This window comes from Paraburkholderia sp. J12, from assembly GCF_905220215.1.
Classification (GTDB): Bacteria; Pseudomonadota; Gammaproteobacteria; order Burkholderiales; family Burkholderiaceae; genus Paraburkholderia.
The window spans coordinates 1-19,519 of the sequence record NZ_CAJMZC010000019.1; the positions used below are offsets into that span (position 1 = coordinate 1).

20 protein-coding genes and 1 pseudogene are annotated in these 19,519 nt (G+C 64.5%); 18 read left to right on the forward strand and 3 right to left on the reverse strand.

Features of this window, described 5'->3' with window-relative positions; genetic code table 11:
- The 3 genes from U5760_RS27990 to U5760_RS28000 form a co-directional block, all read left to right on the forward strand.
- On the forward strand, window positions 1-697 hold a 697-nt coding region (locus U5760_RS27990), incomplete at its 5' end, for an electron transfer flavoprotein-ubiquinone oxidoreductase (protein WP_322015554.1).
- 42 nt (window positions 698-739) lie between these two features.
- Entirely contained in the window at window positions 740-1,936 is a 1,197-nt protein-coding gene (bktB, locus tag U5760_RS27995) for a beta-ketothiolase BktB (RefSeq protein WP_322015555.1), read from the forward strand.
- A 29-nt stretch (window positions 1,937-1,965) separates the two neighbouring features.
- On the forward strand, window positions 1,966-2,817 hold the full coding sequence (locus U5760_RS28000) for a 3-hydroxybutyryl-CoA dehydrogenase (RefSeq protein ID WP_322015556.1): 852 nt from the start codon (window positions 1,966-1,968) through the stop codon (window positions 2,815-2,817).
- Between the two features lie 84 nt (window positions 2,818-2,901).
- On the opposite strand, the pseudogene U5760_RS28005 reads toward U5760_RS28000, so the two are convergent.
- A pseudogene (locus U5760_RS28005) lies at window positions 2,902-3,108 on the reverse strand (mandelate racemase); the annotation flags it as partial.
- A 46-nt stretch (window positions 3,109-3,154) separates the two neighbouring features.
- Window positions 3,155-3,697: a carboxymuconolactone decarboxylase family protein gene (locus tag U5760_RS28010; protein WP_322015557.1), complete on the reverse strand. Its 543-nt coding sequence runs from the start codon at window positions 3,695-3,697 to the stop codon at window positions 3,155-3,157.
- An 84-nt stretch (window positions 3,698-3,781) separates the two neighbouring features.
- Between U5760_RS28010 and U5760_RS28015 the strand changes: the two genes are divergently transcribed.
- Window positions 3,782-4,141, forward strand: coding sequence for a winged helix-turn-helix transcriptional regulator (locus tag U5760_RS28015; protein WP_322015558.1), 360 nt, complete (start codon window positions 3,782-3,784; stop codon window positions 4,139-4,141).
- A 92-nt stretch (window positions 4,142-4,233) separates the two neighbouring features.
- Window positions 4,234-4,896, forward strand: coding sequence for an HAD family hydrolase (locus tag U5760_RS28020; protein ID WP_322015559.1), 663 nt, complete (start codon window positions 4,234-4,236; stop codon window positions 4,894-4,896).
- 246 nt (window positions 4,897-5,142) lie between these two features.
- Here U5760_RS28020 and U5760_RS28025 read toward each other — a convergent pair whose 3' ends face one another.
- Window positions 5,143-5,361, reverse strand: coding sequence for a hypothetical protein (locus tag U5760_RS28025; RefSeq protein WP_322015560.1), 219 nt, complete (start codon window positions 5,359-5,361; stop codon window positions 5,143-5,145).
- A 140-nt stretch (window positions 5,362-5,501) separates the two neighbouring features.
- On the opposite strand from U5760_RS28025, the gene U5760_RS28030 reads away from it, so the two are divergent.
- From U5760_RS28030 to U5760_RS28090, 13 genes are all read left to right on the forward strand, one after another.
- Window positions 5,502-5,966, forward strand: coding sequence for a Dabb family protein (locus U5760_RS28030; protein ID WP_322015562.1), 465 nt, complete (start codon window positions 5,502-5,504; stop codon window positions 5,964-5,966).
- Window positions 5,967-6,116: 150 nt separating this feature from the next.
- Complete coding sequence (locus U5760_RS28035) at window positions 6,117-7,118, forward strand: succinylglutamate desuccinylase/aspartoacylase family protein (protein ID WP_322015563.1); 1,002 nt, start codon at window positions 6,117-6,119, stop codon at window positions 7,116-7,118.
- 248 nt (window positions 7,119-7,366) lie between these two features.
- Window positions 7,367-7,918, forward strand: coding sequence for a GNAT family N-acetyltransferase (locus U5760_RS28040; RefSeq protein WP_322015564.1), 552 nt, complete (start codon window positions 7,367-7,369; stop codon window positions 7,916-7,918).
- A gap of 47 nt (window positions 7,919-7,965) precedes the next feature.
- Window positions 7,966-8,895, forward strand: coding sequence for an ABC transporter substrate-binding protein (locus U5760_RS28045; RefSeq protein ID WP_322015565.1), 930 nt, complete (start codon window positions 7,966-7,968; stop codon window positions 8,893-8,895).
- Window positions 8,896-8,897: 2 nt separating this feature from the next.
- A complete protein-coding gene (locus U5760_RS28050) occupies window positions 8,898-9,584 on the forward strand; it encodes an energy transducer TonB (protein ID WP_322015566.1) in 687 nt (228 codons plus the stop codon).
- Window positions 9,585-9,683: 99 nt separating this feature from the next.
- Window positions 9,684-10,463, forward strand: a complete 780-nt coding sequence (locus U5760_RS28055) for a MotA/TolQ/ExbB proton channel family protein (protein WP_322015567.1) — start codon at window positions 9,684-9,686, stop codon at window positions 10,461-10,463.
- Between the two features lie 41 nt (window positions 10,464-10,504).
- The gene (locus tag U5760_RS28060; RefSeq protein ID WP_322015568.1) at window positions 10,505-10,930 is read left to right on the forward strand and encodes a biopolymer transporter ExbD; all 426 of its coding nucleotides are present in this window, start codon (window positions 10,505-10,507) and stop codon (window positions 10,928-10,930) included.
- A gap of 27 nt (window positions 10,931-10,957) precedes the next feature.
- Complete coding sequence (locus tag U5760_RS28065) at window positions 10,958-11,386, forward strand: biopolymer transporter ExbD (RefSeq protein ID WP_322015569.1); 429 nt, start codon at window positions 10,958-10,960, stop codon at window positions 11,384-11,386.
- 357 nt (window positions 11,387-11,743) lie between these two features.
- Complete coding sequence (locus U5760_RS28070) at window positions 11,744-14,227, forward strand: TonB-dependent receptor (RefSeq protein ID WP_322015570.1); 2,484 nt, start codon at window positions 11,744-11,746, stop codon at window positions 14,225-14,227.
- A 131-nt stretch (window positions 14,228-14,358) separates the two neighbouring features.
- Window positions 14,359-15,360 carry an LLM class flavin-dependent oxidoreductase gene (locus tag U5760_RS28075; protein ID WP_322015571.1) on the forward strand — a complete coding sequence of 334 codons (1,002 nt, stop codon included), beginning with the start codon at window positions 14,359-14,361 and terminating at the stop codon, window positions 15,358-15,360.
- Between the two features lie 35 nt (window positions 15,361-15,395).
- On the forward strand, window positions 15,396-16,718 hold the full coding sequence (locus tag U5760_RS28080) for an LLM class flavin-dependent oxidoreductase (RefSeq protein ID WP_322015572.1): 1,323 nt from the start codon (window positions 15,396-15,398) through the stop codon (window positions 16,716-16,718).
- A gap of 47 nt (window positions 16,719-16,765) precedes the next feature.
- Entirely contained in the window at window positions 16,766-18,523 is a 1,758-nt protein-coding gene (locus U5760_RS28085) for an amino acid ABC transporter permease/ATP-binding protein (RefSeq protein WP_322015573.1), read from the forward strand.
- On the forward strand, window positions 18,523-19,494 hold the full coding sequence (locus U5760_RS28090; protein WP_322015574.1) for an ABC transporter substrate-binding protein: 972 nt from the start codon (window positions 18,523-18,525) through the stop codon (window positions 19,492-19,494). The genes U5760_RS28085 and U5760_RS28090 overlap by 1 nt, the downstream gene beginning before the upstream one ends.
- The last annotated feature ends 25 nt before the right edge of the window (window positions 19,495-19,519 follow it).

Consider the following 19,519-nt stretch of genomic DNA (forward strand, 5'->3'; position numbering starts at 1 on the left):
ATTCCCGGGCGGCGCGCTGGTGGGCGACGACGCGGGCTTCCTGAACGCCTCGCGCATCAAGGGCAGCCACGCGGCGATCAAGACCGGCATGCTGGCCGCCGATGCGGCCTTCGAAGCGGTGCAGGCAGGGCGCCAGCAGGACGAACTCACGGCTTACCCGGAAGGATTCAGGAACTCGTGGCTGCACGAGGAACTGTACAAGGCGCGCAATTTCAAGCAGTGGATGAGCAAGGGCCTGGTGCTGGGCACGCTGATGGTGGGTATCGAGCAGAAGCTGTTCAGGGGCAACGTGCCGTGGACGCTGCATCACCAGCACCAGGACCACGAGATGCTCAAGCCGGCTTCGCAGTGCAAGCCGATCGTGTATCCGAAGCCCGACGGCAAGCTCACGTTCGACCGGCTCTCTTCGGTGTTCGTTTCCAATACGAACCACGAGGAGAACCAGCCCGCGCACCTGACGCTGAAAGACGCGAGTGTGCCGGTGGACGTGAACCTGCGCACCTATGCGGGTCCGGAGGGGCGCTTCTGCCCGGCGGCGGTGTACGAGTTCGTGAAGAACGACGACGGCAGCGACCGGCTGCAGATCAACGCCCAGAACTGCGTGCACTGCAAGACCTGCGATATCAAGGATCCGACGCAGAACATCGTGTGGGTCACGCCCGAAGGCGGCGGCGGACCGAACTATCCGAACATGTAATGCCTGCACGCGCGGCAAGCGCGAACACACTGGAGCAATACGATGAGCAATGCAGCGAAGGAAGTGGTGGTGGTGAGCGGCGTGCGTACTGCGATCGGCGATTTCGGCGGCAGTCTCAAGGACTTCGCGCCGACCGATCTGGGTGCGCGCGTGGTGCGCGAAGTGCTGTCGCGTGCGAACGTTTCCGGCGACGAAGTGGGCCACGTGGTGTTCGGCAACGTGATCCACACGGAGCCGCGCGACATGTATCTCGCGCGCGTCGCGGCGATCGACGGCGGTGTGGCGCAGCACACGCCGGCGCTGACCGTGAATCGCCTGTGCGGCTCGGGCCTGCAGGCGATCGTTTCGGCCGCGCAGACCATTCTGCTCGGCGATGCCGAGATCGCCATCGGCGGCGGCGCGGAAAGCATGAGCCGCGCGCCGTACACGGTGCCCGCTGCGCGCTTCGGCCAGCGCATGGGCGACGGCAAGCTGATCGACATGATGCTGGGCGCGCTGCACGACCCGTTCCAGACCATTCACATGGGCGTGACGGCCGAGAACGTTGCGAAGAAGTACGGCATCACGCGCGACGCGCAGGATGCACTCGCGCTCGAATCGCACCGCCGTGCTGCGCGGGCAATTGCCGAAGGCCGTTTTAAGGATCAGATCCTGCCCATCGCGATCAAGTCGAAAAAGGGCGAGGTGCAGTTCGACACCGACGAGCACGTGCGCCACGAGGCGAGCCTCGACGACTTTGCGAAGCTCAAGCCCGTGTTCGCGAAGGAGAACGGCACGGTGACGGCCGGCAATGCCTCGGGCATCAACGACGCAGCCGCGGCAGTGCTGATGATGGAGCGCAGCGTGGCCGAGAAGCGCGGCGCGAAGCCGCTCGCGCGGCTCGTTTCCTATGCGCACGCAGGCGTCGATCCGGCGTATATGGGCATCGGCCCGGTGCCGGCCTCGCGTCTCGCGCTGGAGCGCGCGGGCATCACGGCCGCCGATCTCGACGTGATCGAATCGAACGAAGCGTTCGCCGCGCAGGCTTGCGCCGCGACGAAGGAACTGGGCCTCGATCCGGCCAAGGTCAATCCGAACGGCTCGGGCATCTCGCTCGGCCACCCGGTGGGCGCAACGGGCACGCTGATTACCGTGAAGGCGCTCTATGAACTGAAGCGCATCGGCGGCCGCTACGCGCTCGTCACGATGTGCATCGGCGGCGGGCAGGGGATTGCGGCCGTGTTCGAGAACCTCGCGTGATGGCGGCGCAACCCACGAAGGAGGCGCCGGTGACGATCCGTACGGCAGGCATTATCGGCGCGGGCACGATGGGCAACGGGATCGCACAGGTCGCGGCGGTCGCGGGGCTCGACGTCGTGCTGATCGACGTGTCCGACGCCGCGCTCGAGAAGGGCGTGGCGACGCTCACGGGGAGCCTCGCGCGCCTCGTCGAGAAGGGCAAGCTCGATGCGGCCACGCGCGACGCGGCACTCGCGCGCATCCGCACCTCGACCGACTACGCCCGCCTCGCGGACGTCGACATCGCCATCGAAGCCGCAACCGAGAACCTCGATCTGAAGCTGCGCATTCTGCGGCAGATCGAGTCGGTGGTGCATGCGGATGCGATTGTCGCTTCGAACACGTCGTCGATCTCGATCACCGCGCTCGCGGCCGTGCTGGAGCGTCCCGAGCGTTTCATCGGCATGCACTTCTTCAATCCGGTGCCGCTCCTGCAACTCGTGGAGGTGATCCGCGCGCTGCAAACGAACGACGCCACGCTGGCCGCCGTGCGCGAATTGAGCGAACGCCTCGGAAAGACGCCGGTCACCGTGCGCAATGCGCCGGGCTTCGTGGTGAACCGGATTCTCGTGCCGATGATCAACGAGGCGTTCTTCGTGCTTGCCGAAGGCACTTCGACGGCCGAGGACATCGACGCTGCGATGAAGCTCGGTGCGAATCACCCGATCGGGCCGCTCGCACTTGCGGACCTGATCGGGCTCGACGTGTGCCTTTCGGTGATGGACGTGTTTCTCAAGGACTTCGGCGATACGAAGTATCGCGCGTGTCCGTTGCTGCGCGAGCTGGTCACGGCCGGCCGACTCGGGCGCAAGACGAAGCATGGGGTGTATCGGTACGACTGACGCTGGAGGCAGCGCGGCACGCCTTGGGTTTCTACCCTGGCGTGCCGTTTTCATTTCGTCAGGACAGCAGATCGCCGAAAGCCCGGCGAAACGCTCGCGAATGAGGCCGCCTTGTGCATAGCGACCCACCAAGCCATAACCCAGCCCAATCACGGGCCGCCCCTCGCGCACGACATCGGTCATCACGGCCACGAGGCTCGTATCCAGTCCGCCGCCGGGTATTGCGGGATCCGCGGGATCCGCATAGCGTGAAACGGGTAGCGGCGACTCAAGAATCTCCTGGATACGCATCGACTTCTCCCGCAAGCAGGGGACGGTGCATGCGGCGTTTCCTCATTCAGGACGGAAACCGCGCCGCATGCTCTTCATGCGGCAAGCGTAGCGCATTCGTCAGGTAGCTGACGGTCCGGTAGAAGCCCGCGAGCATGAGCAGTTCGAGCAAGGCTTCCTCGCTGAAGGCTGCATGCAACTCGTCCCATAGACTATCTTCGATATCGCAGTTCAGGTGCAGCGCGTCGCACAGGCGGATCAGCAGCCGCTCCTCGTGTTTCCAGCACGCGTCGTGCGCAAAGCCTTGCGCGAGCGAACGGATCTGTTCGTCGGTCAGCTCAGCCGCGCGCGCGAAAACGGCGATATGCACACCCCATTCGTATTCGGACCGGCACAGCGCCGTGGTCCGGTCGATGACGATCTCGCGTTGGCGGATGTCGAGATGTCCCTTGTCCAGCAGGCCGGCGGCGAAGAATTTCCCGAACAGGCGCGCGTCGCGAGCGAGCGTGGTGAAGAGGCGCAATGGAGGGCGTCCCTTCATGATCCGCTCGATCTGAGTGGCGATTTCGGGCGCGAAAGGCGGGGCGGCGGAAGCGATACGCTGAGACATAGGGCGATGAACTCCTCTGCATCGAAGGCGGCGGCAAGGTAGCGCCGGTTGACAGCTTAGGTATTTTGCTTTAAAAAGTAAAGCATGAAGATTCCAAAGATCGGACAGTCCGTGCGCGGCTCGAAGACCGGTCGACCCATCATGGTCGTGCTGGATCTGCTGGGGCGCCGCACCGCACTGCGCATACTCTGGGAGTTGCGCGGCGAGGCCCTGACGTTTCGCGCGCTTCAGGAAGCGTGCGGCACCAACGCGCGCCTGCTCAATACGCGGCTCGCGGAGCTGAGAGCGGCCGGCCTCGTGGAGCACGGCGAGGGCGGCTACCGCATGACGGACGAAGGCCGCCGGCTCGAGGCGGCGCTGCAGCCGCTGCTCGCCTGGGCCGGCCAATGGGCCTCGCGCGACCCGGCTGGATTCGAAGCGGCCGAACGCGATCAGGCTGAATGACCCCGTGGCCTGCTTCGTGTCATGATTGCAGGCACAACGATATCGCTTGCCCGGCGTCGTGGTTGCGCCTGGCCATTTAACGGAATGCACCGATGCCTGTTCGCGCTGTCCTGTTCGATTTCGATCTGACGCTGGCCGATTCGTCCGCGGGCATTGTCGAGTGCACGGGGCATGCGTTGCGGCGGCTAGGCTGTCCGCCGGTGCGGCCCGAACAGATCCATGCCGTGATCGGGCTCGCGCTGCCCGCCATGTACCGCACGCTGACCGGCGAGGGCGACGAAGGCGACGAGGTGCGCGCGGCTGCATTTGCACGCTATTTCGTCGAGCGTGCCGACGAAGTCATGGTTACGTCCACGCGTATCTATCCCGAAGTCCTCGATCTCTTTGCCGCTCTGCACGAGCGAGGTATCGCCATCGGCATCGTTTCGAGCAAATTCCGCTATCGCATCGAGGCGATTCTTGCCGTAGCGGGACTGCAGTCGCAGGCCGATGTGATCGTGGGCGGAGAGGATGTGGCGCGGCACAAGCCCGATCCCGAAGGACTCGTGTATGCACTGACGCGGCTGGGCTTGCCGGCGCATGCGGCAATCTATGTGGGCGATCATGCCGTCGATGCCCTGGCGGCGGAGCAGGCCGGTATTCCGTTCGTCGGCGTAGTGAGCGGCACGACGTCGTTCGATGCATGGTCGCGCCAGGGCAAGCAGTCAGTTATGCAGAGCATTGGAGAACTGGTCGATATCGTGCAGAAGAGGTAGCCACGGCGATGATGCGCATCGATCACCGCTTGCCCGATATCACGCTGCGGCCGTTCATCGACCGCTACTGGAGCTGGGAAAGCACCGGCACGCCGCCGGCGTTGCTGCCGGTCATGCCAGGCCCGGGCGCTTGTCGCTCGCACCCGGTGCTGCGCATCGCATTGCACCGCGCTGCTCGATGCGTTCTTTCGCGCACAGTTACGCAGACCGCCTCGCGGCATCGGCATCGAAGCGGCGATTGCACTGCTACAAAAAGACCAGAATCGCGTTGCCGATGTGGCAAGCGCAACGGGACTCGGCCGCCGGCAACTCGAATATCGCTTCCGCGCTACGACCGGATCGACGCCCGTTCGCTTTCGCCGGCTTGCGCGATTGCAGCGTGCCATGCGTACGCTCGCGCTTGCGCCGCCCGATCGTACGCTGACCTTTTTGCTCGACCCCGGCTACGTCGATCAGGCCCGTCAACGCACGAGTTTCGCGCGTTGACGGGCCTCAGTCCCAGCCAGGTGCGCCGTGCGCTGCTCGACGGTCGTGCGCATTTCTACAATGCGCCCTGACCACGCTAGCCAATACTGGCGGACCCACCCTCACGTACAGGACCTGCCGTGAATCTGAATCACACTGCCTTCGAATCCGCTTCCCGTTCCGCTGCCGATTCTCTCAAGGACGACCTTCTGCGCTACGGTCCGAAGATTTTCACGGCCTCCGAATACCGGCGCGGCATTGTCCGACATATCGTGCTGCTGTGCTTCGCGAATACGGTTTCGGAAGTCCAGCAGAACGCACTCGTGCAGGCTTTTCTGGATCTGCGTGAAGACTGCCGGCGAGACGGCAAGCCTTATATCCGCTCGATCGAGCATGGTCTGCAAAGCAGTGGGGAGGGGGCTCACGGCGCATTCGAGCATGCGTTTCTGCTGAGTTTCGACTCGGAGGGCGATCGTAACTACTACGTGGGCGAACCGGTTGTCACGGATCCCGCGTACTACGATAGTCGTCACCACGCGTTCAAGGCGCTCATCGGTCCGCTGCTGGCCCCGCAGGGCGTGCTGGTTTTCGACTACACGCTATAGAAGGGCGCCGGATTCCGCTGTGTCTCCGCCACGCTTCACCAAGCTCGCGACACGTCCGATCGGTTAAGCTCATAACGATCTGCCAAAAGCTTCGTAATGAAGCGCGTGCGGATCGTCGAGAATGGCCGCGACGTCACCGGAGGAAACAGCATGGGAAACCCCATTCACAGCGAAATCGATTTCGATGCGGACGGCCGGCAGGTGGGCTATCTGCGCCTGCCGCATTCCGTGCATCGGTCGGCTTACGGCTGGCTACCGATCCCCATCGGGTCGGTGCGTAACGGCGCGGGGCCGACCGTGCTGCTCATGGCCGGCAATCATGGCGACGAATACGAGGGGCAGGTGCTCGTATCGCAACTCCTGCGCGAGATCGAACCGCAATGGGTGCGCGGCCAACTGATTTTTCTCCCGATGGCCAACTTTCCCGCGGCCGAGGCGGGGTTGCGTGTTTCGCCGCTCGACGGCGGCAATCTGAACCGCAGTTTTCCGGGCGACCCTCAGGGCACACCCACGGCCATGATCGCCGACTATATCGAGCACACGCTGCTGGCGCGCGCACAGTACCTCGTCGATCTGCATTCGGGCGGCAGTTCGCTGCTCTATCACGGCGCGAACATGCTGGCCATCGAACCGCGCGACGCCGAAGAAAACGCCCGCCTGCGCACGCTGCTCGCGGCCTTCGGCTTGCCCCGCGCGTTTCTTCACGCGCCGAACCCGGTTCACTCCGCCACCGCCGCGCGGCGCCAGGGGGCGCTGTCCATCGTCACCGAACTCGGCGGGGGCGGCGTGGTGCAGGCGAGGCTCTTGCGCGAAGCGCGCGAGGGTTTGCTGCATTTGCTGGGCGCGATCGGCGTGCTGCACGGTCCGCTCGTGCCCGCGCGGCCTCCGGGCGAAACGCACTTTTACCGCGTGGCGGGCGCGCCTCACTATGTCTATGCGAGCGAGCGTGGCGTGTACGAGCCGCTCGTCGAACTGGGCGAGCAGGTGAGCGCCGGCCAGCCCGCAGCCCGTATTCACTTTCCGGACACACCATTGAAGCCGCCTATTACGGTCGCTTTCGCGGCGGCGGGCGAGGTCGTGTGCCAGCGCGCGATGGCTGCCGTGCAACGTGGGGACTGTCTGTTCCATCTGGCGCAACCCGACGAACGCTGAATCGGGCATCGATAAAAACCGGTGAAATAGCAGAATCGATGCTTTAAAAGACAATTAATCAGGCCCATAAAGATATTCGAAATGCTTGGTTAATTTGCATGCGGTGTAGGGCTAATCTTGCTGACGAATTAGCGGCAATGCGCGGCGGACTTGCGTTGGCAAGGACGCCGCGATAGCCCGATCAGCGCGGCGCTTTCGGAAAACGAAAGACGCAGCCGCTTTGGCAGCCCTCACCGAATGCAAGAAAAATGAGCTACAGCATTATCGATACCTCGCCGCTCGATCCTGTTGCGAAACCGTTGATCGACGCGCTGCAATACGAGTATTCCACGCGCTACCGCGAATTCCGCCGCGATAGCGACACCTCGGCCGCCGAGGAGCTCGCACGCTATCCCGCCGAACTGTTTGCGCCGCCCGAAGGCGCGTTTCTCGTGATCGTGCGCGATGGCGAAACCGTAGCCGGCGGCGCCTTCAAACGCTACGACGCGCACACGGCGGAACTCAAGCGCATCTGGACGCACGCTGCCGTGCGCCGCCAGGGGCTCGCGCGCCGGGTGGTGGAAGAACTCGAAGCGCGTGCTTTGCGCCAGGGCTACCGCCGCGTGTACCTGACCACGGGCTTCAAGCAGCCCGAGGCATGGGGCCTTTATACCGATACCGGCTATGCGCCGCTCTTCGACCGCGCCATCGCGCCGGAGATTCATGTGCATCTGCCGTTCGCGAAGGATCTGCTCGATCCGCTCGCCGTTCACACCCTCGAAGACCTGCGTCCGCGCGCACCGCTCGGTCTGCAGCGCTAATTGCGCTGCCTACTCTCACTGAGCTCACTGAACTCACCGAACCGATCATGACACTCAAACGCACACTGATTCCGGTTGCCGGCGCGCTCGCGCTGGGCGTGGCCGCCATGGCCTTCGCCGCCAGTTCGTTCAACCTGACGCCCGACCAGCAGGGACGCATCCGCACGAGCGCCGATCCGTCTGTCGTCAAGGCGATTCCGCAAAACTTCGCTTTCGCGGAGAAGGACACGCTGACCGTGGGCATCGTCCCCGCGCTGCCGCCGATCAGCACCTATGCGACCGATGCGAAGACCGTCGTGGGCTTCGATCCCGACCTTTCGCAACTGGTGGCGGACAGCCTCGGCCGCAAGCTCAAGCTGGTGCCGCTCGCGTGGCCGGACTGGCCGCTCGCCTTGCAGTCGGGTAAAGTCGACGCGGTGATTTCGAATGTGACCGTGACGGAGGAGCGCAAGGAGAAATTCGATTTCTCGACTTACCGTCGCGACAATCTCGGCTTCTATGTTCGCTCGGACAGTCCGATTAAATCGATTCGTGATCCGAAAGATGTTGCGGGGCTGCGCATTATCACGGATGCGGGCACCAACCAGGAAAAGATCCTGCTCGAATGGGACAAGGAAAACGTCGCGCACGGACTCAAGCCCGTCACCGTGCAGTATTACGACGATCCTGCCGTGAGCACCGTCGCGCTGCAGTCGGGCCGCGCCGACGCCATCTTTAGCGTAAACGCCGTGCTCGCCTACCAGTCGGCGCTGCAGGGCAAGACGCGTCTTGTCGGTACCGTAAGCGGGGGCTGGCCGCGCACGGCCGAAGTGGCGATCACCACGCGGCGCGGCAGTGGTCTCGCCGCACCGCTCACGCAGTCGCTCAACGACCTGATTGACGACGGCAAATACCGCCAGGTGCTCGATCGCTGGAATCTGACCTCCGAGGCGATCGAGCACGCCTCGACCAATCCGCCCGGGCTGCCGAGGAGCTGATCATGTCAGACGGAGCCTTCGCGGGGCGGCCGTGGCCGCAGACCCGGTACGGCGGGCGCAAGCAAGGCGCGCTGAGGCGTTATGCCGGCATCGGCTTCGTGGTGCTGCTTCACCTCGTGCTCGTCTGGGCCCTGATCAACGGTCTCGCCACGCGCGTGGCGCAGGTGGTCGAGCAGCCCATAGAGACGCGCATTATCGAGCCGGTCAAGCCACCGCCGCCTCCGCCGGTGAAAACGGTCCAGTTGCCGCCGCCGAAGATCAAGGCGCCGCCGCCGCCCTTCGTGCCGCCGCCTGAAGTGCACGTCGCACCGCCGCCCGAGCCGACGATCACGCACCAGACCGTGCCGGTGCCGACCCAGGTGGCCCCACCGCCCGCGCCGCCGGCGCCCGCACCGGTCGAGGCCCCCGCAAAGCCGGTGAGCCACGAAGCCGGCGTGGTCTGCCCGAATTCGGACAAGGTGCGCAGCGCCATGGTGTATCCGCAGGAGGCGCAGGACAACGACATCACGGGTGATGTGCTGATCTCGTTCGTGGTCGATCCCGAGGGGCATGTGACGGATGAGAAAGTCGAGAAGTCTGCCGATCCGGTACTCGACCGCGCGGCGTTCAATGCCGTGAAAAAGTTCAACTGCATTGCGCAGGGCCAACCCGTGCGCGTGCAGGTGCCGTTCTCGTTCAATCTGAACTGAGCCGCGGCGTGCACTGTTTGCGCCGTCCCCGCGCTTGACCCCACACGCATTACGTTATCGGCTCCGTCGCACAGGCGACGGAGCCTCACAGGAGCATTCATGAAGAAGCATTCGTTTGCCGCTAGCGCCGCCGGGTTGCTGATCCTGGCCGCGACCGCGCCGCAGTATGCCAGCGCCGATACGGCCTCTGCCATCACCAATCCCTATGGCCTTGGGGCCTTGTGGGCGAATGGTGACTTCGTCGCCCGTTTCGTGCTGCTGGTGCTGGTGGCCATGTCCATGGGTAGCTGGTACATCATGATCACCAAGTTCTTCGAACAATGGCGCGCGAACCGCCGCGCGAAATCTGCGGACGAACAGCTCTGGAGCGCGCCTTCGCTCGCAGCGGGCGTCGAGTCGCTGGACGACGCGTCGCCGTTCCGCTTCATTGCCCAGACGGGCATCGAAGCCGCCAATCATCACGACGAGGCGCTGCTCGAAGAAGTGGACCGCAACACGTGGATTCAGGTGACGCTCGAGCGCTCGACCGCGAACGTTTCCAATCGGCTCCAGGACGGCCTCGCATTTCTTGCGACGGTGGGATCGACCGCACCGTTCGTCGGCCTGTTCGGCACGGTATGGGGTATCTATCACGCGCTGACCGCCATCGGCATCGCCGGGCAGGCCTCGATCGACAAGGTGGCGGGTCCGGTGGGCGAGGCGCTCATCATGACCGCCATCGGCCTCGCGGTGGCCGTGCCCGCGGTGCTTGGCTACAACTTCCTCGTGCGCCGCAACAAGTCGCTCATGGAGCGCGTGCGCGCGTTTGCGGCCCAGTTGCATACGGTGCTGCTTTCGGCCCGCAAGCGCCCGGTGCGCGCGGTCGTCAACGCGAACTGATCCTGCGCGCCGCGCGGCGAGTCTAACGGGAAGCTCATGCCATGGCCATGAACATAGCGCAGGACGGTGACGACGACGAAGTCATCGCCGCGATCAACACCACGCCGCTCGTCGACGTGATGCTGGTGCTGCTCATCATCTTTCTGATCACGATACCGGTCGTCACGCACACCGTGCCCGTGCAGTTGCCGAAGGAAACGGTGAACCCGTTGCAGACGAAGCCGGACAGCATCGAGATTGCCGTGGACAAGGACGGGCGCTTTTACTGGAATGCGCAGCCCATCGAAGGCCCCGCGCTGCTCACACGGTTGAAGACGGCGTCGCAGCAGACACCCCAGCCCGAAGTGCACGTGCGCGGCGATCAGACCACGCGCTACGAGTTCATCGGACGCGTGGTGACGGCATGCGAACGCGCTGGGATCGTCAAAGTGTCGTTCATCACGCAGCCGCCCGCGCGCGGCGCCTAACCCACGACAGTCGAAAGGAACGGAAAGATGGCGCTCAATGGATCCTCCGGGGCAGGCAGCGAGCCGGACGTGATGGTGGACATCAACACGACGCCGCTGATCGACGTGATGCTCGTGCTTCTGATCATGCTGATCATTACGATCCCGATCCAGATGCATGCGGTCAAGATGAATCTGCCGGAGGGCAATCCGCCGCCGCCCGCGGTGCCGCCGCCGGTGGTGCAAGTGGATATCGACTTCGACGGCACGCTGAAGTGGAACGGCTTGCCGCTCGCGAACCATGCCGATCTCGAACGCCATATGGCCGAGGTCGGGGCGCAGGCCAACCAGCCGGAGATTCATCTGCTGCCCAACCGGCTCGCGCCATATAAGGCCGTGGCGGAGGTGCTCGCGGCGGCGCAGCGCGAAGGGGCGACGAAGATCGGCCTGATTGGCAACGAGCAATATATGCAGTGAACGGCGCATGCATCGTGAATCATCTGGAATAACGATGCGCAAAATGATTGGTTCATCGGAGCGGGGTGGGGCTGCTATCTTTTGAAGCATGCGCTCCAAGCGGAGCCGGAGTTAGAGCGCCGACAACATCTTTAATTTGGTTAGTTATCCATATGTATACGAATTTAATAACGAACCTTAAAACCGCTTCCGCAAGAGAGCCGTTGGATCTGCCCCAGCGCTGATCTACTGCGCCGCAATACCTCACTCCCCGTTTCAACGATGAGGCTGCCGGTCCCGCCAGACCAGCAGGCGGACGCGCGCGCAAAGCACTCCACCACGACGCATCAACACCCACAATCGACCGGATAACTATCGATGCACGCAATCAAGAACAAGCGGCCCGTTCAGGCCGTGCTCGGGGTACGCATGAAGGCATTGCCGCTCGCTGTGCTGGCGATTGCCTGCAATGGCGCGGCAATGGCGCAAAGCGCAGCGCCGCCTGTTTCCGCAAGCGATGCGAGCGCGCCCGCGGCGCAGCAGTCGGGCGCCGCAGGAGGCCCGCGTGCAGGAAACAATACGGTGCAGCAGGACACGGTGGTCGTGACCGGCACGCGCACGGACACCAAGGCGAGCCAGAGTCTCACGCCTGTCGATGTAATCAGCGGGGCCCGCCTTCAGGCGACCGGGCAGAGCAACTTGCGCGACGCACTGGTTCAGCTCTCGCCGAGTATTGCGAAGGAGACCTACGCGGGCGATGCGGCCGTGCTCACCGACGCACTTTCGCTGCACGGGCTGAGTCCCGACCACGTGCTGGTGCTCGTCAACGGCAAGCGTCGCCACACCACGGCGAATATCGCGTTGGACGGCGGCCTGAATCAGGGTTCGACGGGCGTCGATATCGACATGATTCCGGTCGCGCTGATCGATCACATCGAAATTCTGCGTGACGGGGCGGCGGCGCAATACGGCTCGGACGCCATTGCGGGCGTCATCAACATCATTCTCAAGCGCGCGTCGCATGGCGGTGAAGTGCAATCGTCGACGGGGCAGACTTATGCCGGCGACGGACTCAAGAACACCGAGTCGGCGAATATCGGCCTGAATCTCGGCGACCGGGGCTTTCTCGATCTGAGTGCCGAATATGCACGCCAGAATCACACGGTGCGAACCGCACCGGACGATTACTTCGGCACCTTCTCGCCGGGTCACGGTTTCTACAACCCCATCGAGGGCGACCCGTCGAGCACGCGCGAGGCCGTGGGCTTCAACGCGGGCTACGACATCAGCGACGACGTGCAGCTCTACGGTTTCGGCACCTATGCCCACCGCAACGCAAGCGCGTACCAGAACTACCGTCCGCCTTCAGTTCTGCCGTCGATCTATCCGAACGGCTTCGTTCCGCAGGAAACGGTGAACGAGAACGACTATTCCGTCACGGCAGGGATCAAGGGCGACAACCTGTTCGGCTGGTCGTGGGATCTCAGCACAACGTATGGCGGCGACCACGACGTGCTCGGCATGGTCGATTCGGCCAATACAGGGCTTTACGCAGCCGAGGGGTATACGCCCACGGCGTTTCACCTCGCAACGGTGAGCAATACGCAACTCACCAATAACCTGGACTTCTCGCGCGCATTCCAGCTGCCGCTGCTGCCGGCGCCGCTGCACGTGTCGTTCGGCGTGGAGCAACGGCGCGAGACGTACACGGTGGGCGCGGGCGATCCGGCCTCGTATGTCTATGGCGGTGCGCAGGCGCTGCCGGGCCTCGCGCCCGTGAGCGCGAGCGACAACTCGCGCAATGTGATCGGCACATATATCGATCTTTCCACGCATATCACGCCGAAGTGGCAGATCGATCTGGCCGGCCGCTACGAGCACTACAACGACGTGGGCGACACGACCAACGGCAAGATTTCGACGCGCTACGACTTCACGCCCGCCGTAGCCGTGCGCGGCAGCGTGAGCACGGGCTTCCGCGCGCCATCGCTCGCGGAGGAGTACTACACGAATATCAACGAGTCACCCGCTTCGGCGAGCGGCCTGCTGGCCGCGAACTCGGCGGCTGCGCGGCTGATCGGCGCCCAGCAGCTCAAGTCCGAGCAATCGACCAACTACAGCGTCGGCTTCGTGCTGACGCCCGCAACCAATCTGCATATCGCGCTCGACGCCTATCAGATCGACATCCGCAATCGCATCGTATTGGGCGGTACGGCGTCGGGTGCCGAAGCGATTGCAGCGATGGAGGCGGCGGGGCTTTCGGTGCCCAGCTCGATTCCGGCCTCGGCCGTATCCGCGAGCTATTTCACCAACGGCGCCAGCACCCGCACGCGCGGCCTCGATCTCACGGGCACGTATCACACGAGCTTCGGCGGCTACGGGCAGGTGGACTGGGATTTCGGCGTGAATCTCAACACGACCTCCGTGACGCATCTGGCGACCGGCACGAACGGCGCCCCCGAGCTGAATGCGCAGCAGATCGGCTGGCTTACCACCTCGACGCCGAAGAACAAGATCATCATCGGCGGCACCTGGCATCGCGACAAGTGGGCCGTGACGGTGCATGAAACGCGCTTCGGCTCGACCTCGGGCGAGGAGACCTACATTGTCGGGCCCAACGCGTTTTCCACCACGCAGTTTATTCACTTCGAGAACGCGGCACGCTATGTCACCGACGTGGAAGTGCGCTACGACGTGACGAAGCAATTCCAGATCGCGGCGGGCGCCAACAACCTGTTCGATGTCTATCCGACCAAGCTGCCCTACGCGGCGCAGCTGGAGGGCGCGCAGTACGACGCCTTTGCCTCGACCATCGGCGTGAACGGCGGCTTCTATTACCTGCGCGCCCGCTATCAGTTCTGATCGAGCTATGCATAGCAGAAATTGCTCGTTCGGTTCCCGCAGCCGCATGAACATAATGCTGAGGGAAGCTTCGAGCGTATATCCCGCAACCCTTGTTCCCCTGCGCACCCGGCGCACGGGAAGGGAGTGACATGTCCTGGTCCCTTTCGATTCTCGACAAGAGCCCGATCGCCGAAGGCGCAAGCGCACACGAGGCACTGCAATTCACGGTGAAACTCGCGCAGCGCGCGGAAGCGCTGGGCTACCGGCGCTACTGGATCGCCGAGCATCATGGCGCGCCCGGCCTCGCCAGTTCGGCGCCGGAGATCGTGGTTTCGCATCTGCTCGCACGGACTTTGCGTATACGCGTCGGCTCCGGCGGCGTGATGCTGCAGCACTACAGTCCGTTCAAGGTCGCCGAAACGTTTCGCGTGCTGGCCTCGCTCGCGCCGGGCCGCGTCGATCTGGGCGTGGGCAAGGCGCCCGGCGGCTTGCCGCTCACCACGCGCGCGCTTCAGTGGTTTCACGACAAGACGAAGAAACCCGACTTCGCGCATCAGCTCGCGGAGCTCGACGCATTTTTGAAGTGGGGCGTGGAGGAAGATCATCCGCTCGCGGGCGCCGTTGCGTTGCCCACGCCGCCGGAGGCCCCCGAGCGCGTACTGCTGGGCGGCAGTGTCGAAAGCGCCCGTCTGGCCGCGCAGCACGGCTGGCAGTTCTGCTATGCCGGTCACTTCAATGGCGACGAAGCGAATATCGGGCGTTCGATCGAAGCCTATTGCGAGGCCACCGGCAATGCGCCGCTGCTCGCGCTCTACGCCTTCGTGGGCGAAACGCGCGAGCAAGCGCGCCGCCACGTCGGCGCGTTGCGCATCTTCAAGCTTCAGCTCGCGACGGGGCAGAGCGTCAATCTGCCGAGTCCGGAGGCCGCCGCGGAATTCGCGCGGCAGACGGGCGTTTCCGACTACCGGCTCGACGAACTGCACCCGCACGTGATCGCCGGCACGGCCGACGAAGTGCGCGCGGAACTCGATGTGCTGCACGAGCGCTTCGGCGTGGAGGAATTCGTGATCGACACGCCGGTCGCCGACTACGCGTTGCGGCTCGCCTCGTTCGAACGGCTCGCGGGCGCGGCGCAGACTGCGCGCGCGTGACCTCTCTCTTTCCCTTTGCTTGACGGAACCCCATCATGACCCAGCGTAATCTCACCTTCGGCATCATGCTGCACGGCGCGGGCGGCCATATGAACGCGTGGAAGCACCCGGCCGGGCCGGCGGATGCGAGCGTCAATATCGACTTCGTGACCGGCATCACGCAGAAGGCCGAAGACAACGGCATTGCCTTCGCCTTTGTCGCGGATGGCCTCTATATCAACGAGAAGTCGATTCCGCATTTTCTGAACCGCTTTGAACCTATTTCGGTGCTCTCGGCGCTCGCCGCCGCGACTTCGAAGATCGGCCTCGCGGGCACGCTCTCGACCTCCTATAGCCATCCGTTCACGGTGGCCCGCCAGTTCGCCTCGCTCGATCTGCTGAGCGGCGGGCGCGCAGGCTGGAACGTCGTGACATCGCCGCTCGAAGGCTCGGCAAAAAACTATGGCGGCGAACATCCGGACCACGAATTGCGCTACGAAATCGCGGACGAATATCTCGACGTCGTGCAGGGACTGTGGGATAGCTGGGACGATGGCGCCTTCGTGCGCGAGCGCGCAAGCGGGCGCTTCTTCGATCGGGACAAGCTGCATACGCTGAATCACAAGGGCCGCTTCTTCGAAGTCGCGGGACCGCTCAACATCCAGCGTTCGCCGCAGGGGCAGCCTGTGATCTTTCAGGCGGGGTCGTCGGATTCCGGTATCGATCTGGCCGGCAAATACGCCGACGCTGTTTTCACGCATTCGCCATCGCTCGAAGAAACTCGCGCGTTTGCCGAGCGCGTGCGGACCAGCGCCGTCGCGCACGGGCGCAATGCCACGGACGTGAAGATTTTCCCGGGCGTGGGGCCGGTGGTGGGAGCGACGCAGGCCGAAGCCGAGGCGAAGTATCGTGCGATCCGCGACCTGCTCGACATCGACGAAGCGCTGGCGTATCTCGGCCGCTTCTTCGAGCATCACGACTTCTCGCAATACCCGCTCGACGCACCGTTTCCCGAACTGGGCGAGCTGGGCACGAACAGCTTCCGTTCGACCACCGACCGCATCAAGACCGAAGCACGCCGCAAAGGCTCCACGCTGCGCGAAGTCGCGCTGGAAGTCGCCACGCCGAAGACGCAGTTCCTCGGCACGGGCGAGCAGGTGGCCGACGAACTGATCCGCTGGCTCGACGCGGGTGCTGCCGATGGCTTCATCCTGGGTTTCCCGGTGCAGGCGGAGGGCCTCGACGACTTCGTGAAGCACGTGATTCCGGTGCTCGAAGCGCGCGGCCGCTATAGCCGGCGCCTGGAAGGCAAGACGTTGCGCGACCATCTGGGCCTGCCGCGACGCGAAAGCCGCTACGCGCTCGCCCAGGCGCAGTGAGCGGCCCGGCAACGAGCCGCCGATAGATCGAGCAGGAACACAAGACCATGAGCGATACCACCCACGTCGCGTCTGCCACTGCGGTGCACGCGGACGTCCCCGACTATGCGCACTACCGTATCGTGCCTGCGCGCCATCGCGCGCGCACGGTGGGAACGGTGCTGGCAATCGCGCTGATTGCCCTGGTTCTCAATTCGGTGCTGGGCAATCCGCGCTGGGAGTGGGGCGTCTTTGCGCAGTGGTTCTTCGCGGAGCCCGTGCTCACCGGACTCCTGCGCACACTCGAACTCACGGCGCTCGGCGCCGTGTTCGGTTTTGCGCTTGCGGTGCCGCTCGCGCTCGCACGGCTCTCCCGCTCGCCGCTGGTATCCGGCTGCGCGTGGGCGTATATCTGGCTCTTTCGCTCGATTCCGCCCATCGTGCTGCTCCTGTTGCTGAACAATCTCGGCTATCTGTACGAGACCGTCTGGATCGGCGTGCCGTTCACGCACATCACGCTGTTCAACGAACCGACCACGGATCTGATCGGACCTTTCTTCGCGGCGGTGCTCGGCCTCACGCTCAATCACGCGGCGTTCGCCGCCGAGGCAATACGCGGCGGTATCTTGTCCGTCGATCATGGGCAGCGCGAAGCCGCTGCGGCGCTGGGCTTGCCGCGCGGGCGCCAGGCGAGGCGCATCGTTTTGCCGCAAGCCATGCGCGCGGTGCTGCCCACTGCGTTCAACGACGTGATCGGGCTGGCGAAGGGAACCTCGGTGGTCTATATCCTCGCGATGCCGGATCTCTTCTACACCGTGCAGATCATCTATCACCGCAACCTGGAAGTGATTCCGCTGCTGCTGGTCGCCACGGTCTGGTACCTGGTTATCCTGACGGTTTTGTCGGCCATCCAGGTTCACGTGGAGCGCCACTATGCACGTGGTGCCACGCGCGAGCAGGCGGCGCGTCCGCCGCTCGCCGGGCTGGCCGCCCGGTGGCGCACGCGACGAACGGTTGCCGCGAACGGCCCCGAAGCCGAAGCCACCGCCGGCTGGGCGCAGCGCCGCGTGGGTGGCCGGGTAGGGATCCACAACGTTTCCAAGAGCTTCGGCACCCTCAAGGTGCTCGACAACGTTTCGCTCACCGTGCCGTCGGGCAGCGTGACGGTCATACTCGGCCAGTCGGGGTCGGGCAAATCGACCCTGCTGCGCACGATCAACCATCTTGAGCGTGTGGACGACGGCTTCATCGACATCGACGGCGAACTCGTGGGCTATCGGCGCGAAGGGCGCACGCTCTACGAACTGGACGAAAGCGAGGTGCTGCGCCGGCGCGCCGATGTCGGGATGGTGTTCCAGAGCTTCAACCTGTTCCCGCACTTGAGCGTGCTGGATAACCTCATCGAAGCCCCGCTCGCCGCCGGCGTGCCGCGAGCCGAGGCACAGGCCGAAGCGCGAGCGCTGCTCGCGCGCGTGGGCCTCGAAGGCAAAGCCGACGCGTGGCCGCGCCAGCTCTCCGGCGGCCAGCAGCAGCGTGTGGCCATTGCCCGCGCGCTGGCACTCAAACCCAAGGTCTTGCTGTTCGACGAACCCACCTCGGCCCTCGATCCCGAACTCGTGAACGAAGTGCTCGACGTGATACGTCAGCTCGCGCGCTCGGGGACGACGCTCATCGTCGTCACGCACGAGATCGGTTTTGCGCGCGAAGTGGCGGATACGGTCGTGTTCATGGACGGCGGTAGCATCGTCGAATCGGGGCCGCCTGCGCAGGTGCTGGGCGCACCGTCGCATCCACGCACGCGCGAGTTCCTCTCGAAGGTGCTGTGATGGATTCGAGCAAGCGAGCCGTCGAGCGACCCGATACACGCCGAAGGGGCATCGCGAATCTGATCGTGCTGGGTGCGGCCGCATGGGTGTGGCCCGGCAGCCTTACGTGGGCGGCGGCGAGCGCATTCGATTTCAGTCCGCAACAGACCGGGCGCCTGCGGGCGCCGAAGGATGCCGGGGCAATACGCGCGCTCGGCAACTATCGTTTTGTCGCGCCGGGCGTCTTCACGGTGGCAATCGCGCCGTTCTCGCCGCCCATTTCGACTTATGCCACCGACGCGCGGACCGTGGTGGGCGCCGATCCCGACTACGCGCAGCTCGTGGCGGACGCAATGGGTCTGCGCCTAGAACTCGTGCCGGTGGCGTGGCCCGACTGGCCGCTCGGGCTGAGTTCCGGCAAGTACGACGCGGTCATTTCGAATGTGGGCGTTACCGAAGCGCGTAAGCGCAAGTACGACTTCTCGACCTATCGGCTCGGACTGCACGCGTTCTATGTGGCCAACGGCAGTGCGATCAAGGCGATTCGCGAGCCGCGCGATATCGCGGGGCTGCGCATCATCACCGGCTCGGGCACGGCGCAGGAGCGCATTCTGCTCGAATGGAGCCGGCAGAACGAGGCGCACGGACTGCGGGCCGTTACGCTGCAGTATTACGACGATCACGCCTCGGAACGGCTCGCGCTGCTCAGCGGGCGGGCCGACGCGATTCTCGATCCCGGCGGTCCGCTTGCCTACGAGGCGGCGACCCAGGGTGGTATACGCCAGGTGGGCACGGTCAACGCCGGCTGGCCCAATCGGGCCGACGTAGCAATTGCGACGCGCAAGGGCAGCGGTCTCGCCGACGCCTTGACGGCGGCGACGAACGGATTGATACACGGCGGCCAGTACCGGGCGGCGCTCGCGAGATGGGGGTTGCAATCGGAGGCGCTCGACGCATCGCAAACGAATCCGCCGGGCTTGCGCGATACTTGAGGATGAGCATAGCGCGGTCCGATAG